General features: G+C 43.5%; 18 protein-coding genes, 1 riboswitch and 1 other annotated feature. Of the genes, 4 read left to right on the top strand and 14 right to left on the bottom strand.

The genetic code is table 11. The features are described 5' to 3' along the window. Window positions 1–118: 118 nt before the first annotated feature. The 3 genes from AAZR19_RS01900 to purU form a co-directional block, all read right to left on the bottom strand. Entirely contained in the window at window positions 119–1,366 is a 1,248-nt protein-coding gene (locus AAZR19_RS01900; RefSeq protein ID WP_041105982.1) for a glutamate-5-semialdehyde dehydrogenase, read from the bottom strand. Between the two features lie 12 nt (window positions 1,367–1,378). Then, entirely contained in the window at window positions 1,379–2,476 is a 1,098-nt protein-coding gene (gene proB / locus AAZR19_RS01895; protein ID WP_434702156.1) for a glutamate 5-kinase, read from the bottom strand. A gap of 55 nt (window positions 2,477–2,531) precedes the next feature. Next, window positions 2,532–2,750, bottom strand: a binding site (T-box leader). A gap of 43 nt (window positions 2,751–2,793) precedes the next feature. Continuing rightward, complete coding sequence (purU, locus tag AAZR19_RS01890) at window positions 2,794–3,696, bottom strand: formyltetrahydrofolate deformylase (RefSeq protein WP_024424638.1); 903 nt, start codon at window positions 3,694–3,696, stop codon at window positions 2,794–2,796. 161 nt (window positions 3,697–3,857) lie between these two features. On the opposite strand from purU, the gene AAZR19_RS01885 reads away from it, so the two are divergent. Continuing rightward, on the top strand, window positions 3,858–4,043 hold the full coding sequence (locus AAZR19_RS01885) for a hypothetical protein (RefSeq protein ID WP_024424637.1): 186 nt from the start codon (window positions 3,858–3,860) through the stop codon (window positions 4,041–4,043). A gap of 137 nt (window positions 4,044–4,180) precedes the next feature. Here AAZR19_RS01885 and AAZR19_RS01880 read toward each other — a convergent pair whose 3' ends face one another. Beyond that, window positions 4,181–4,495, bottom strand: coding sequence for a DMT family transporter (locus AAZR19_RS01880; RefSeq protein ID WP_024424636.1), 315 nt, complete (start codon window positions 4,493–4,495; stop codon window positions 4,181–4,183). Next, window positions 4,492–4,821 carry a DMT family transporter gene (locus tag AAZR19_RS01875; RefSeq protein ID WP_025092310.1) on the bottom strand — a complete coding sequence of 110 codons (330 nt, stop codon included), beginning with the start codon at window positions 4,819–4,821 and terminating at the stop codon, window positions 4,492–4,494. Before AAZR19_RS01875 ends, AAZR19_RS01880 begins: the two co-directional genes overlap by 4 nt. A gap of 67 nt (window positions 4,822–4,888) precedes the next feature. After that, window positions 4,889–4,998, bottom strand: a riboswitch (guanidine-I (ykkC/yxkD leader). Between the two features lie 222 nt (window positions 4,999–5,220). On the opposite strand from AAZR19_RS01875, the gene AAZR19_RS01870 reads away from it, so the two are divergent. Both AAZR19_RS01870 and AAZR19_RS01865 read left to right on the top strand, forming a co-directional pair. Then, window positions 5,221–5,355, top strand: a complete 135-nt coding sequence (locus AAZR19_RS01870; RefSeq protein WP_073204910.1) for a YrzI family small protein — start codon at window positions 5,221–5,223, stop codon at window positions 5,353–5,355. Between the two features lie 229 nt (window positions 5,356–5,584). Then, window positions 5,585–6,628, top strand: a complete 1,044-nt coding sequence (locus tag AAZR19_RS01865) for a bifunctional transcriptional activator/DNA repair enzyme AdaA (RefSeq protein WP_025092309.1) — start codon at window positions 5,585–5,587, stop codon at window positions 6,626–6,628. 14 nt (window positions 6,629–6,642) lie between these two features. Here AAZR19_RS01865 and AAZR19_RS01860 read toward each other — a convergent pair whose 3' ends face one another. From AAZR19_RS01860 to AAZR19_RS01840, 5 genes are all read right to left on the bottom strand, one after another. Continuing rightward, the gene (locus AAZR19_RS01860; RefSeq protein ID WP_163115232.1) at window positions 6,643–7,188 is read right to left on the bottom strand and encodes a GNAT family N-acetyltransferase; all 546 of its coding nucleotides are present in this window, start codon (window positions 7,186–7,188) and stop codon (window positions 6,643–6,645) included. Window positions 7,189–7,204: 16 nt separating this feature from the next. Beyond that, window positions 7,205–7,693: a small multi-drug export protein gene (locus AAZR19_RS01855; RefSeq protein ID WP_041105976.1), complete on the bottom strand. Its 489-nt coding sequence runs from the start codon at window positions 7,691–7,693 to the stop codon at window positions 7,205–7,207. 105 nt (window positions 7,694–7,798) lie between these two features. Continuing rightward, a complete protein-coding gene (locus tag AAZR19_RS01850; RefSeq protein WP_202739139.1) occupies window positions 7,799–8,557 on the bottom strand; it encodes an HAAS domain-containing protein in 759 nt (252 codons plus the stop codon). A 4-nt stretch (window positions 8,558–8,561) separates the two neighbouring features. Continuing rightward, entirely contained in the window at window positions 8,562–8,888 is a 327-nt protein-coding gene (locus tag AAZR19_RS01845) for a PadR family transcriptional regulator (protein WP_024424630.1), read from the bottom strand. A 114-nt stretch (window positions 8,889–9,002) separates the two neighbouring features. Then, the gene (locus tag AAZR19_RS01840; protein ID WP_008346212.1) at window positions 9,003–9,524 is read right to left on the bottom strand and encodes an acyl-CoA thioesterase; all 522 of its coding nucleotides are present in this window, start codon (window positions 9,522–9,524) and stop codon (window positions 9,003–9,005) included. A 179-nt stretch (window positions 9,525–9,703) separates the two neighbouring features. Here AAZR19_RS01840 and AAZR19_RS01835 point away from each other — a divergent pair, with 179 nt between their 5' ends. Beyond that, complete coding sequence (locus AAZR19_RS01835) at window positions 9,704–10,585, top strand: dimethylarginine dimethylaminohydrolase family protein (protein WP_218676908.1); 882 nt, start codon at window positions 9,704–9,706, stop codon at window positions 10,583–10,585. 38 nt (window positions 10,586–10,623) lie between these two features. Here AAZR19_RS01835 and AAZR19_RS01830 read toward each other — a convergent pair whose 3' ends face one another. From AAZR19_RS01830 to AAZR19_RS01815, 4 genes are read right to left on the bottom strand one after another with little or no spacing between them, the layout of a single operon-like run. Next, complete coding sequence (locus tag AAZR19_RS01830; protein WP_041116397.1) at window positions 10,624–11,592, bottom strand: ABC transporter ATP-binding protein; 969 nt, start codon at window positions 11,590–11,592, stop codon at window positions 10,624–10,626. Beyond that, entirely contained in the window at window positions 11,582–12,499 is a 918-nt protein-coding gene (locus AAZR19_RS01825) for a C40 family peptidase (protein ID WP_076840924.1), read from the bottom strand. The genes AAZR19_RS01830 and AAZR19_RS01825 overlap by 11 nt, the downstream gene beginning before the upstream one ends. Beyond that, window positions 12,499–13,578, bottom strand: coding sequence for a dipeptide epimerase (locus AAZR19_RS01820; RefSeq protein ID WP_076840923.1), 1,080 nt, complete (start codon window positions 13,576–13,578; stop codon window positions 12,499–12,501). Before AAZR19_RS01820 ends, AAZR19_RS01825 begins: the two co-directional genes overlap by 1 nt. Next, window positions 13,575–14,516, bottom strand: coding sequence for a S66 peptidase family protein (locus tag AAZR19_RS01815; RefSeq protein WP_039177981.1), 942 nt, complete (start codon window positions 14,514–14,516; stop codon window positions 13,575–13,577). The genes AAZR19_RS01820 and AAZR19_RS01815 overlap by 4 nt, the downstream gene beginning before the upstream one ends. Window positions 14,517–14,601: the final 85 nt, after the last annotated feature.

Below are 14,601 nucleotides of genomic sequence, written 5' to 3'. Positions count from 1 at the left end.
CCTTCTCCAATCTTCTCAAAATATAAAACATTACCATATTTTATCATACTTGACCGAAGAAATACAAAAATGAAAGGAAAAAGAGAGCCTGTTGTCACAAGACTCTCTTTTGAATTCGTTATTCTCTTATTTGTCCTTGACCACGAATGACAAATTTTTCAGACGTTAAGGCTGGCAGACCCATTGGCCCTCTTGCATGAAGTTTTTGTGTACTAATACCTATTTCCGCTCCATAGCCAAACTCAAAGCCATCTGTGAAACGAGTAGAGGCATTATGATAGACAGCGGCAGCATCGACAGCTGTTAAGAAAAGGGCTGCATGCTCATCATTTTCCGTAATGATCGCTTCAGAGTGCTTAGAGCTATATGTTTGAATATGCTGAATCGCTTGTTCTATGTTTTCTACAATTTTAATACTGACAATCGGCGCTAAAAACTCCGTTGCATAGTCCTCTGCTGTCGCTAATGCAGCACTAGGAGCAAGCGCGCAAACGGCTTCATCACCGCGTATTTCTACCCCATTTGATTGAAGGGCTTCAAATAACGAGGCACCGTAGGTTTTTGCCCATGTTTCATGAATGACAATGCTCTCGATCGCATTACAAACAGATGGTCTTTGGGTTTTGGCATTCAGCACAATCCGCTCAGCCATTTCGTTTTTCGCTGTTTCATCAATATAGATGTGACAATTTCCTGCACCTGTCTCAAGCACCGGCACAGTTGACTCTCTCACGACAAGATCAATTAAATTCTTCCCGCCGCGCGGAATGAGGACATCCAGGTATTCATTTAAGGTGAACAGCGTTTTCGCCGTTTCACGGCCAGTATCTTCAATCAATTGCACACTGTCTACTGGAATATCCGTCGTATGAAGCGCTTCATGAATCACCTTTACAATTGCTTTATTACTATGAATAGCAGATGAGCTTCCGCGCAGAATCACAGCATTTCCAGTTTTCAAGCAAAGGGTCGCAGCATCGACTGTCACGTTTGGTCTTGCTTCATAAATCATTCCAACCGTTCCAAGCGGTACACGGACCTTTTCGATGAACAGACCGTTTTCTTTTTGAATGGTTTCTAACGTTTCACCAATTGGGTCTTTTAGCTGAATGAGTTGAAGGGTCGCGTCTGCAATGGCTTCAATTCTCTCTTCCGTGAGTGTGATCCGGTCAATGACAGATGGCGTGAACTGCTTTTCCTCAGCAGCCTGAACATCCTTTTGGTTCTCCTCTATTAAATAAGCTGAAGATGCTTTTAGTGCACTTGCGATGGCGTGCAGGGCAGCATTTTTTTGTTCCGTCGTTTTTAGAAGCAGCTGATCTTTGGCTACACTTGCTTTTTTTGCTTTTTCAAGAACTTCATTCATCGTATTCCCTCCTCAGTTTTGTACATGCTGTACCCAGTGATCTCGGTGTATGACCTCAGGCTTCTCTTTTGAAAGCTCGTCACTTCGCATTCCTTTAATGCCGAGAAGCTCATCGGAGGCGTACAAGGTTTGTCCCTTACCAACTAATCCGTTTGGACCGACGACTTCTACGACTTCTCCTTTAGAAAAGTCACCAGCGACATCAATGACTCCTGCCGGAAGAAGACTTCTGCCATTATGCAAAATCGCCGCTTCTGCTCCTGCATCAATCATGATCTTCCCAGAGACCGGTGAGTGGAATTGAATCCATTGACGGCGGTTGTTCACGGCTGATAAATCTTGTTCACCGATATACGTTCCATCTCCTTGTCCCGCAAGAATGCGAAGCAGTTTGTCTTCCCCAGTGCCTGTGCCAATGAAGACTTTCACGCCAAGTGAAAGTGCCGTTTGTGCAGCAGACAGCTTCGATTTCATTCCGCCTGTTCCAACCTTTGAACCGGTGCTCTTTGCATATGAAAACAATTCTTCTGAAATGTGGGTCAGGACATCAAACCGCTTCGCCTCAGGATCCTCATTTGGATTTGCATCATAAATGCCATTGATGTCTGTTAATATGATCAATTGATCTGCATGGATTAATCCACTGACAAGAGCTGACAGCATGTCATTATCCCCAAAGGTAAGCTCCTCGATGGAGACTGAATCATTTTCATTTATGATCGGTAAAATCTTTCTTTCCAGCAGCTCCATCATCGTTGCGTAAGCATTTCGATATCTTGTTCGATCTGAAAAGTCATTACGTGTTAAAAGCATTTGAGCAGGTGTCATGTGAAACTGTGAAAAAAGCTCTGTATATTTCCGCATTAACAAGCCCTGACCAACGGCGGCAGCTGCCTGTTTCCCCTTTAAAGTCACAGGTCTTGATGGATAGCCTAAGCTGCCAAATCCTGCTGCAACGGCTCCTGATGAAATTAAAATGATTTCATGACCTGCTTCTTTGAGCTTTGCTATGGCTCTTACATGATCCTGCATCTTTTGTTCATCAATGGCTCCTTTTTGCTCTGTTAATGAACTGCTGCCAATTTTTATGACGATCCTTTGCTTTTTCATCCTTGATTCCCTCCGCTATACCTTTAGGCACAAAAAAATCCCTATTTCTCCTTATGTAAAGGACGAAAAGGGATTTTCCGTGGTACCACCTTCATTGAATAAGCATGCGATCTGCTTATTCCACTCAACTCCTGTAACGCCAGGCACGCGCTTAGATTTTTCCTCTAAGGCTCAAAGGGCAGGTTCAGCAGCTGTCTGCGGCAAATGTTTCAGCACATCATTTGCTCTCTTTACGCACCAGTTCCTGCTTACTATTCCTTTTCAACGCTCGTTAATTTTTTTATATTATCACCAATTGCTAAAGAAAAGTCAAGCGGTCAATTAAAGACAATCGTTTTATTCTCATGAACAATAATTCGATCTTCAAGGTGCCATTTGACAGCACGTGCAAGCACACTGCGCTCAATTGTCCGGCCAATATTTTTTAGGGCTTCCGCATCATCCCGGTGATCTACCCGCTCAATATCCTGTTCAATGATCGGGCCTTCGTCTAAATCATTGGTGACATAATGAGAAGTCGCACCAATTAATTTGACTCCCCGCTCATATGCCCGCTTGTATGGGTTTGCACCAATAAACGCTGGCAGGAACGAATGATGAATATTAATGATTTTGTTCGGATGCTCTTCAATGAATCCAGGCGTTAAAATTTGCATGTATCTAGCAAGCACAACCACATCAATGTCGTACTCTTCTAATAAGGCGAGCTGCTCTTTTTCAGCTTCTTTGCGAATGTCTTTGTTCGCCTTTACAAAATGGAATGGGATTCCAAGCGATTCTACTGTATCTTTTGCCGTTTCATGATTGCTGATCACAACTGCGATTTCAGCCATTAAATTTCCGCTTTGCCATTCCCACAGCAGCTCATGCAGACAATGAAGCTCTTTTGAGACAAAGATTGCCAGCTTTTTAAGCTCACTTGCACGCGACATGCTCCACGTCATTTGAAATGATGCTGCGATTGGCTCAAAACTATTTTTCAATTGATCCATATTCGCCGAGATGTCTTTCCAGTCAAATTCAATTCTTAAAAAGAACCGGCCGCTTTCATGATCGGTTGTGTATTGGCTCGATTCAATGATGTTCGCTCCGTGCTCAAATAAAAAGGAAGAAACAGCTGATACAATACCAGGCTGATCTGGGCAGCTGACAAGTAATCTGCCTTTTTGCTCGTGCTTTTGTCTGTGTAATTCAAGTTTTTCTGTAATCAATGTTCTCATGTATCATGACCTCATTTACGTTTTCATTCTAATGAAATATTATACTGGACTGGAAAGAGAAAAAGCAATGAAGAGTCCATTTTTTATTGAATATTCATTCAATTCTGCACCTAGCGTGATATAATGTGAGTAGACCTTTTATCACAAAAGGAGTGATGGAGATGAAAAGCATGACTTTGTTTGGTAAAGTGAGCTTTTGGCTCGGCATCGTATGTCTGATCACAGGTATTTATCTTTTTATGGCCGGTGAGAGACTCATTCCTTTGCTCACATTTGGTGTCTGTTTTCTTCTAGTGAGTCAGCTTTACCGCAAAAATGAAAACGATTCCAATCATCATTCGATGTAACAAAAAAGGGCTAAAATGATTTTTATTTTAGCCCTTTTTCTCCTTTTTCAGCATGATAGAAAACCTTTGCAGGCCTCTGACAAAGAATGCGTGGGTTTGTCTACATGCTGAGGCTGACAGACAGATGACAGCCTTTTTTATTCAATGATTTTTAACCCGACCGCCGCAGATAAAATCAGTGCGATAAAGAATATACGTTTTGCGTCCTTCGACTCACCGTAAAACAGCATGCCGACAATGGCTCCTCCAGCAGCTCCAATGCCAGTCCAAATGGCGTATGCCGTTCCCATCGGAATTGTATTCATCGCAAGAGAGAGCATGAGAAAGGACAGCGAAAATCCAGCGGCAATGAATAAAATCCATTTGACATGCCGGTCTTTCTGGAATTGATTCATCATGGTGACACAAAGCATTTCTAAAATGCCTGCCCCAATGAGTAAAAGCCAGCTCATGATTCAGTCTCTCCTTTCTTTTCACCTGTGGTTAGTTTAAGCCCTAATACACCGCTTAAAAGCACCATGATTAAAAGTAATTTCACTAGCTGCACTGGCTCTCCCAGTACCATACCTACTATGACAGTACCTGCTGTCCCAAGTCCGGTGAAAACGGCATAAAGTGTGCCAACTGGCAGTACAGTCGTGGCTTTCAGGAGTAAATAAAAGCTGACGACAATACAAACGATGGTTGCGGCCCATTCCAAAAGAGAGTCAGCATATTTCAGCCCCATCACCCAGCCAACTTCAAAGATGGCTGCAATCAATACATTTCCCCATTTCATCCGATTCTCTTCCTTTCTGAACGATTCCAAGCAATAAAAAAAGCCCGGAAATCGATCGTTTGATCAAATCTCCCGGGCTTTTATCCCTCCGTGTCCATACGGTCTATTGTCTAGACCCTATGTGTTTTCTCTCGGTCCAGACTGCGCCACCCGCACGGAACCCTAGAAAACCAATTCTTAATAAGCAGATCTGACTTAAAGCAGATTCTGTGTGTCAAAATTGTATCACACCCCGAAATACCGGTCTACCGCTTTGCTTTCTACATGCAAATATACTTGTTCATTTTTCGAAAGAATTTTTATGGGACCGCCGTATACTAAAGGTTAGAAACAGGTCAACTGATAAAGAAGATTTGCGGGCTGTTTCGTGTGCTGCGGACTGAAGGGAAATGAGCGTATATGACAATCCATTTATTTTTTATGACATTGACGATCAAGCGTAAATACAAGGACATGGAGACCGTACTTTACGAACAAGAAGTTGAAGCATTTTATGAAGAAATGAAACAGAAGCAGCTAAAATATATGAACTAAAACAGGAATGAGAAAAGGAGGAGATTGACATGTTTATGATGCTTGATTGTAAAAAGGATCTATTTCGCATTCCTTAAAGCGCGGGTACGTCAATGATCACACCGCTGATATAATGAAATCAGATTGATGTGATGAACGTTCAACTTTAGGATGATGTATTTACAGATCATCCGTCGTACCCCAAACAATGCTGAAAAACATTTTATAGAAAATGAAGAGGTGGATTCATATGATGATGACTGATGAACAAAAACATGAATTTTATCAAGCACTTGTTGACAAGAATCCGCAATATGACGGCACATTCTTTGCCTGTATTAAGACAACCGGTATCTTCTGTCATGCCACATGTACGGCCAGAAAGCCAAAATTTGAAAACTGCGAGTTTTTCTTTACAGCGGAGGAAGCACTGCTGGCAGGGTATCGCCCGTGCAAGCGCTGCACACCATTAACATACCCTAACAGCATTCCTGAAGAAGTCAAAACACTCGTTTCAGCAGTAGAAAAAAATCCTGAGAAACGCTGGAAGGAAGAGGACTTCCGCCAATTAGGGATTCACTCCGCCACAGCTCGAAGAAAGTTTAAAGACATTTACGGCATGACCTTTGTTCAATATGCAAGATCACGCCGAATGGGACTTGCCTTTAAAGAAATTTTGAACGGAAAAAAAGTAATCGATCAGCAGGTCACTTTCGGCTATGAATCTTCAAGTGCCTTCAATGATGCATTTACGAAAATCATGGGAAATCCCCCTAAAAAAGCGCAGATTCACATTCTTTATGCTAATTTTATTTCCACACCGATCGGGCGAATGATGAGTGTGACAGATGCCACACATGTGTATTTACTGGAGTTTATGGACAGGCGGGGACTCGAAAAAGAAATTGAAACATTAAGAAAGAAGCATCATGCCCGCATTTTAGTTGGAGAAACAAACGTCCATCAGCAATTAGCAAAGGAATTGGCCTTATATTTTGAGAAAAAGCTGACCAAGTTTACTGTACCGCTTTCCTTACATGGCACCCCTTTTCAAATGAAGGTGTGGGACCAGCTCTCACGCATTCCAGCAGGCGAAACGAGATCCTATCGAGATCTAGCCACGAAACTGGGTGATCCGCATTTGGTTCGTGCCGTTGGTAATGCAAATGGTGCCAATCAATTGGCGATTATCATTCCCTGCCACCGCGTGATTCAAACAAGTGGTGAGCTTGGAGGCTACGGCGGGGGGATTGAACGGAAGAAATATTTGCTTCAGTTAGAACAGCGTGCATAAAAAAACGGCTCTGCTTAATCGGTAAGCGAGCCGTTTTCTCCGTTACGGGTGATGCTGTATACATCAATGATTTGGTCCCATTTTGAAATGGTTTTTTCTTTTTTCATGCTCATTTTTAAAGCGACCTTCACCGACGCTTCATTCTCAGGACGAATTAGGCTGACCATCCGTCTGACCTTCATTTCTTCAAATCCATAGGTAAGGCAGCCTTTTGCAGCCTCAGCAGCATAGCCATTCCCCCACGCTGCTTTCTTTAGCATATAGCCGATCTCAAGCTCCGTTTGTCCTTCGATATTTTGCAGAACAATTCCGCTTTGTCCAAGACGTTCATTTGTTTCTTTATCTTCGATGATCCATAATGAGGTGTGGTACGTGCGGTCATTTTTTTGATTCCATGCAATCCACTCTTTTGTCTGCGCTTTATCCTTCAAAGAAGGATAATATTTCATCACTTCTTCATCTTGGAACAGCTCGTCATATAAAAATGACGCATCATGTTCATTCATCGTTCTCAGTTTCAGGCGCTCTGTTTCAAGCACTGTCCTTGTTTGATAAGTCATTGATGATCCCCCTTTTTTACTTGCTAAAAATATCTCCGAACAATCCATTTGAATCTGGGGCAAAGTAATGGAAGCCCGCACCGGTTAAACTAGCAGCCAGCGCTGTCCACATCATTAAACTGACGGTCATCCACACCGCGACTTGCTTTCTTTTCGTTCCAAAGCTCATGCACATCAAGGCCGCTAAATGACTGCCGATGATAAAAGGACCAATGAGCGCTAATCCAGGCAGACCGTATCGTTCCCAAATCTTTCTCGCCCGCAGCTGCTTTTTCTCTCCTTTTTCATCACCTTTTTCCTCTTTTCTTTTTAACCACCATGCTTTAAACCGGTCGACGAACACAATGAGAAGCAAGACTGTGAGAAAGTTGCCGATGAATCCAATCACAGCCGTTGTCACAGGATGCAGTCCACTTAAGATTGCGAATGGAACGACACCAATCACTTCAAAAAAAGGCAAAGCAGCCAATACAAAAACGAGCACATATCCCCATATGATATCCAAAAACAGAACCCCTTTTCATTTTTGTCCTCTCCCCATTGTAATGAAAAATACAATTCCATTTCTACATTTTTTTAGAAAAAGAAAAGCACATCGTATGAGATGTGCTCAGTTTACATTCGTATTTTCATTTTTCTTATTTGTCCGTCGCAGGACAATGAGTATAAGCCCTATTAAAATCACAATAGATAGCAGACTTTGCAGCAAAATCACACTTGGTGACGTCCAGCCAATCCATTCGAATATGAGCTGCGGACCGAAAAAGATGATCGGAATGAATGAAACGACATTCGCCTTTAAGATTGCATTGAATACAACGATGCATAGCAGCATGAGCAGAATGACGCCCCACCTCTGGCCAGAAGTAAGGACAAGTAGTGGTGTGCCGACTTTTTGATCCAATAGTTTGATTGTCACCATCGCTGTCAGCTGAAAGATTCCTAACATCCAAAAGTAGAGAAATACCCGGCTGCTTGTTTGAAAGGCGGACGCTCTAAACATCATAATGATCATGATGACATTGGCCACTAAAACGAGCGGGTATCCAATTAAAGCAAACCAAGAATACGATAAGTTTTGGCTGATTGCATCTGCTAAAATCATGTAAAAAAGCGATCCAATTAAGAAAGCACTGACAAACGGCACCCAATCTTTATGATTTCCTGTCAGCTCTTGTGCCAGTTCATCAGCATAGCTTCGCGGATCTCCGCCGAACACATCCTCACCTGTTTTCCCATCTTTTTCAGCCTCAACCGCATGTGCTGTCAGTTCGTCCATCAGCTCATCAACCTCATCCTGATTTTTTCCCTTTGATATGAGATAAAGTTGCAGCTCTAGTAGAATGTGTCGTGTTTCTTTTGATACCATAATCTCACTTCCCTTTTTGTAATAAGCGGTTTACATTTTTTGAAAGCTCATTCCAGCGGTCAATAAACTCTGTGAGCGCTTGTTCTCCCGCTTGTGTGAGCGTATAGTATTTCCTTTTCGGGCCGGTCGCTGACGCTTTTGTGACGGTGGTCACCAGCTGTTCCTTTTGCATTCGCAGCAAAATCGGATAGATACTGCCTTCACTTATTTGATCAAACCCATAATGCGCGAGCTTCTTCGTCATTTCATACCCATAAATTTCGCCCTCAGAAATAATCGACAGCAGGCAGCCTTCTAAAATTCCTTTTAGCATTTGTGTGGATGTTGTCATGATTGTTCCTCCGATTCCAGTACCTTGCATCACAAGATAGCTTTATCTTACCACACACTATCTTGCCATGCAAGATACTGGCACAGAAAAAAATCACCGCTTAAAGGGTGATTTTTACGCCCAAGGCTTATCTGTCCCAAGTGCGTCAGCAAGCGCCTTACTATGCTTTCGGCGGCTTTTCCTTTCTTCTGCCCGCTGCTTCGCTGTTTGATGAAGCATGATTTCTTCCTCTGTTTCCGGCATCACCTGCGGGACTCGTTTAGGCTTTCCGTTTTCATCTAATGAGACAAATGTCAGAAATGAAGTCGCTGCGAGTCTGCGCTCTCCAGACATCAAGTTTTCTTTAATGACTTTGACGAACACTTCCATAGAAGACGTGCCCACCCATGTGACATAGGATTCCAAGCATACTGACTCCTTTTGTCCAATCGGCTCTAAAAAGTCAACAGAATCCATTGAAGCTGTGACCGTTTCACTGCGGCTGTGTCTTGCAGCCGAGATGGAGGCAATGTCATCTATATAACTCATTAATTTCCCGCCAAATAACGTTTGGTGGTTATTCGTATCAAGAGGGAATACCCTGCTGGTTTTAACAACTTTCGATTCCTTGCAGTATTTGAAATTTTCTTCACTCATCATCATAGCTCCTTCTTGCTGTTTTCGTGAATGCGGAACGACTTTTATTAAACACTATTCTTTTAGGTTTGTCTAAACTTTTTGCTTTAGTCTTATGTGAGAGATTTTCTTTCGGAAATGTTTCAACCATGGCTAGAAGAAGGAATAATAGAACTATGAACGAACAAGGAGGCCATTTGATGGATTCTATGAGAGCAGAGCAATTATACAAAATGCCGCAATGCATGAGTGAATACGACGATTTAGAAGAAGTTCTTTTATGCAGTCCTATTTATATGGAAATCAAACAAATTATCAATGAAACCCAGAAACATTTTGCGAAAGAAAATATTTCTCAAATGAAAGCAGTTGCTCAGCATAAGCAATTGATCCAAACCCTTAAAGATCATCAAGTACGGCCCATCCTGCTCCCGGCGAATGACCGCTTCCCTGAGCAAGTCTTCACTCGGGATATTGGGTTTACGATTGGACATACACTGTTTGTTTCAAGTATGGCCGCTCCGGTTCGGCAAGGGGAAGAACAATACCTAAAAGAATGGGCACAGGCAAAAGGGTGGTCAGCTGTCACTTTGACAGACGGAACGATTGAAGGCGGCGATGTGCTTGTGGATCAGAATCGTGTGTTTGTTGGCACGAGCAAAAGAACTAGTCCAGCCGCTATCTATCAGCTCAAAAAGAAACTGCCGGATCACGACATTATTCCGATTCACCTTCCTCCTCACATCTTGCATCTTGATTGTGTGATGAATATTCTGTCTCATGACGAGATCATCATTTATCCTGAAGCGTTCAAGCAAAAGGATCTCCAGCTGCTCAAAACGTATTATGATTTGATTGAAATCAGCGAACAAGAGCAATTCACACTTGGACCAAATGTTTTATCCATTGGGCAGAAAAAAGTGATCAGCTTGCCCAGCAACCAAGAAACAAATGCTGCGTTAACCGCTCACGGATACACCGTTATTGAAGTGGACTTTTCGGAAATTATTAAGTCTGGCGGCTCTTTCAGATGCTGCACATTGCCTATTCGGCGTTCATCTATTAAAAAAGCCATCGTGTAGAACAGCTTGTCTACTTGCTGGCTTTTGTCTAGCTTGTCCTATTTTCTATTATATAAATGACAGGCGACTTCATGACCTTCTTCCACCGCTTGTAATGTCGGCTTTTTTTCAGCACACACATCCATCGCGGCAGGACATCGTGTTCGAAATACACAGCCGCTAGGTGGGTTCACTGGACTTGGAATTTCTCCTTTTAAAATAAACCTTTTGCGCTTGTCCTCTACGTCAGGATCTGGAATGGGGATTGCAGACAGCAAGGCTTGTGTATATGGGTGAAGCGGTGTTTGATATAATGCATCACTCGTCGTCAATTCAACGAGATGACCTAAATACATGACACCGATCCTGTCACTAATATATTTCACCATGGACAAGTCATGTGCAATAAATAGAAAAGTTAATCCTTCCTCTTTTTGCAGTTTCTTCAGCAGATTCACGACCTGCGCTTGGACGGAGACGTCTAGTGCAGAAATCGGCTCATCTGCCACAATAAATTTTGGCGCTAAGGCAAGTGCTCTTGCAATGCCGATTCTCTGCCTTTGCCCCCCGCTAAATTCGTGCGGATAGCGGGTAGCAAAATCATAGCTTAATCCTACCGCTTCAAGCAGTTCTTTCACGCGGGCAATCCTTTTCTTTTGACTGCCATAAAGCTGATGAATCTCCATTGGCTCCAGCATAATATCTTTCACTGAAAGTCTTGGATTTAAGGAGGAATATGGATCTTGAAAGACCATTTGCATTTGCCGGTTGAAATCAAATGATTCTTTTTTAGAAAGGTGGTGAAGACTTTTCCCTTCATATAAGGCTTCACCATCTGTTGGTTCATAAAGACGCATGAGCACTTTTCCAAGTGTGGATTTGCCGCAGCCAGACTCACCAACGAGACCAAAGGTTTCACCTTGTTTCAGCTGAAAAGAGACACCATCCAGCGCTTTTAAGGTTCTCCCTTTCGATAGATGAAAATGTTTTTTAAGGTTGTTTACTTGTAAAAGTGGTTCAACTGTCATGATCGCTCCTCCTCTCGCTTGGTAAATACCGCCTTGCACCTGCCCATTCCTTTTCATATGAAGTGCCAGAAAGGGAAAGAAGCTCAATTTGTCTGCCGGTTTTAGGCGAATGAAGCATCATCCCGTTCCCAGCGTAGATCCCTACATGTCGGACCGCTCCCTTTCCGTTATCATTTGCAAAAAACAGCAAGTCACCTTGTTCTAAATGGCTTGATGTAACCGGCGTTCCTTGAACGGCTTGGTCACTTGCGTCTCTCGGCAAAAGATATCCGCACGCTTTGTACATGCTGTAAGCAAAGCCTGAACAATCATAGCCAAAGCTGCTCATGCCTCCCCATAAATAAGAAAGGCCCATAAATTGTTTTCCTGCGTCTACGACATCTTTGCCGGTCATAGAGAAAGCTTGCGAAACTGGGCGTACATCCGCTTTGTTGATTTCTCTTATTCCTAATGGGGTGACAACATGAAATTGATCATCTGTTTCTTTGGCTGCTGCCAGCTCTGTTAAAAAGCTAATCTCCATATCAGGTTCCCCGTTTTGATAGAGTGTGGCTTTTTTCTGACAAACGATAAGAGATGCAGCTGACGCACTTCCCTCTGTTACTTGTTTTAATTGCTCAGCAGGTATATAGCCTGGATAGCCTTGCGGATGTTTCCGGCTGGCCTGCTGCGGAATGACGACTTTCATCCAGCCATCTGTCTCTTCTAATCCAATCACTCGTCCGCCGAGCAGTACTTGAGATTGAATCAAATTTTCTTCACATAAAACCAGCTTTTCTTCATATGTTTGCTGGTCAATCCATTCTTTGATGTTGATGGAGTCCTGAAGTACCTTTCGATCGATTTCTCGGGGAGACTGCGGCGCTGTCCAAACGTTAGCGACTGGAACCTTTGATTCGTATATCATCATGAGACTCCTTTCACCCCTTGAATGCCTAACCCATGATGCAGTGGTAAAAATATATCTTTTCCTTTGTACACGATTCCTCCGTCTATCATGTCCTCTTTCAGCATAAGCGGGGCATCAAAATCGCAGCGGGTGATATTCGGCTGGCTTGCGGCGAAATGTGCCGCTGCTGTAATGCCAAGCTTTGACTCAATCATACTGCCAACCATGCACTGAACACCGTAGGCTTCGGCAAGGGCATTGATTTTTAATGCTTCTTTTATGCCGCCTGATTTCATTAATTTTAAATTGATCAGATCACAACTTCTCGTTTCAAGCACCTTGATGGCATCATGAAAACTGAAAATGCTTTCGTCTGCCATGATCAATGGATCAACTGCTTCTGTCACACGGCGCAGACCTTCGATATCTTCTTTCGGCACTGGCTGTTCTACTAGTTCAATATTCAGCGCTTCCATTTTTCGAATGGCTATGATCGCTTCCTTCCACGTCCAGCCCTGATTGGCGTCGAGCCTGATCTGAATGTCCGGCCCGACTTTTTCTCGAATCCGCTTGATCCGCTGAATATCCGTGTGTATATCATCTTTTCCTACTTTGATCTTTAACGTCTGAAAGCCTTCGGCTGCGTATTGCTTCGCATCTTCCGCCATCTCAAGCGGACGGTTTACACTGACCGTATAGTCGGTTTCGAGCTGATGACGATATCCGCCAAGGTATTGATAAAGCGGAAGTCCTGCCTGCTTTGCTAAGCCATCATAAATGGCCATATCGATTGCAGCCTTTGCGCTTGTGTTGCTTGCGAGCACGCGGTTCATAGCAGAAAAGATTTGCTCATACTCTGCCAAGGAAGCCCCGAGCAAAATGGGTCTGATCACTTCACGGATGGCATAGTCGATGCTTTCCAGCGTTTCTCCTGTAATCACCGATGTGGGAACTGCCTCTCCGTAGCTGGCGTCACCTTGATCATATGTGATGATGACGATCAGAGATGCTGCGTCATACACCGTTCTTAAAGCGGTTTTGAAAGGCTTTTTTAGCGGTACACTCGTTCTGCATGTACGAACATCCACGATTTTCATTTGATCGCCTCTTTCGCTGCAACGCCTGGAGAAATGTGCAGTTTTTTCCCTGCCGCATCTAGTGCAGCCTGCACGCCCATCGGAATGGCAAAGTTCGGTGATGAATGACCGATCCGAAAGCCGCCGAGTGCAGGTTTCTTTTGCGGGACAATATAGGTTTCCCATAGCTGTTCCAAGGTTAAGGACTGGTCTTTCTTTTTTGGTTCACATTGATGAAAATCGCCAATGATGAATCCTGCCGCATCATCCAATTTCCCAGCAGAGGTAAGGTGCTGCATCATGCGATCGATTTTATAGGGCTCTTCGTCAATATCTTCAATGAACAACAACTTCCCCTTCGTATCAATTTCAAAAGGTGTGCCAAGTGTTGTCACGATGAGGGCAAGATTCCCTCCTATGATGTCACCTGAAGCGGTGCCGGGGTAGAAGGTATGAAGAGGTGACAAGTGATGCGTATACGTAAAGGCCTTCGGCGTGAACAGCTGCAAAAAGGTATCCTTCGTATACGGATGGACCTCTTCAAGTCCCACATCAGAGGAAAGCATTGGTCCATGAAAAGTCACAAGACCCGTCTGCTGCTGGATGGCCGTATGTAAAAACGTAATGTCACTATAACCCCAAAAGATTTTTGGATTCCGGCGAATGAGATCATAGTCAATGGCTTCCGCAAGTCTGCCAGTTCCGTACCCTCCGCAGGCACAAATAACTGCTTTGACTTCTGGATCTTGAAACATGCCATGAAGATCTTCCACTCTTTCATGATCACGCCCTGCTAAATATCCGTACCGGGAATCGAGATACTTCCCTTTTTTCACCTTCAGCCCGAGGCTCTCTAAAAAGGCAATCCCTTTTGCTAATTTCAATTCATCAGGCGGGCTTGCTGGTGCGATAATCCCCACCGTATCCCCTGTTTGAAGCGCCGCTGGCAGCTGGTTCATGCCAATCCCCTCTTTCTCTTTATTTCTTACAATCTATGGGCATCTTCTCCATAACATGAACAAATAAAGGAACAGACGCTTTTGT

The sequence above is a fragment of the Bacillus sp. Je.9.29.b genome, assembly GCF_051129925.1.
Lineage (GTDB): Bacteria > Bacillota > Bacilli > Bacillales > Bacillaceae > Bacillus > Bacillus safensis.
Note: the sequence above shows the minus strand (reverse complement) of the source record. Positions and strands in the feature narration are given on the sequence as shown.

Coding starts and splice junctions, on each gene's coding strand:
- AAZR19_RS01845 (WP_024424630.1), bottom strand. CDS start 8,888: ATGACAACATCCACACAAATGCTAAAAGGAATTTTAGAAGGCTGCCTG.
- purU (WP_024424638.1), bottom strand. CDS start 3,696: ATGAGAACATTGATTACAGAAAAACTTGAATTACACAGACAAAAGCAC.
- AAZR19_RS01840 (WP_008346212.1), bottom strand. CDS start 9,524: ATGAGTGAAGAAAATTTCAAATACTGCAAGGAATCGAAAGTTGTTAAA.
- AAZR19_RS01885 (WP_024424637.1), top strand. CDS start 3,858: ATGAAAAGCATGACTTTGTTTGGTAAAGTGAGCTTTTGGCTCGGCATC.
- AAZR19_RS01825 (WP_076840924.1), bottom strand. CDS start 12,499: ATGATATACGAATCAAAGGTTCCAGTCGCTAACGTTTGGACAGCGCCG.
- AAZR19_RS01835 (WP_218676908.1), top strand. CDS start 9,704: ATGGATTCTATGAGAGCAGAGCAATTATACAAAATGCCGCAATGCATG.
- AAZR19_RS01900 (WP_041105982.1), bottom strand. CDS start 1,366: ATGAATGAAGTTCTTGAAAAAGCAAAAAAAGCAAGTGTAGCCAAAGAT.
- AAZR19_RS01870 (WP_073204910.1), top strand. CDS start 5,221: ATGACAATCCATTTATTTTTTATGACATTGACGATCAAGCGTAAATAC.
- AAZR19_RS01815 (WP_039177981.1), bottom strand. CDS start 14,516: ATGAACCAGCTGCCAGCGGCGCTTCAAACAGGGGATACGGTGGGGATT.
- AAZR19_RS01860 (WP_163115232.1), bottom strand. CDS start 7,188: ATGACTTATCAAACAAGGACAGTGCTTGAAACAGAGCGCCTGAAACTG.
- AAZR19_RS01875 (WP_025092310.1), bottom strand. CDS start 4,821: ATGAAATGGGGAAATGTATTGATTGCAGCCATCTTTGAAGTTGGCTGG.
- AAZR19_RS01880 (WP_024424636.1), bottom strand. CDS start 4,495: ATGAGCTGGCTTTTACTCATTGGGGCAGGCATTTTAGAAATGCTTTGT.
- AAZR19_RS01830 (WP_041116397.1), bottom strand. CDS start 11,592: ATGACAGTTGAACCACTTTTACAAGTAAACAACCTTAAAAAACATTTT.
- AAZR19_RS01865 (WP_025092309.1), top strand. CDS start 5,585: ATGATGATGACTGATGAACAAAAACATGAATTTTATCAAGCACTTGTT.
- AAZR19_RS01820 (WP_076840923.1), bottom strand. CDS start 13,578: ATGAAAATCGTGGATGTTCGTACATGCAGAACGAGTGTACCGCTAAAA.
- AAZR19_RS01850 (WP_202739139.1), bottom strand. CDS start 8,557: ATGGTATCAAAAGAAACACGACACATTCTACTAGAGCTGCAACTTTAT.
- proB (WP_434702156.1), bottom strand. CDS start 2,476: ATGAAAAAGCAAAGGATCGTCATAAAAATTGGCAGCAGTTCATTAACA.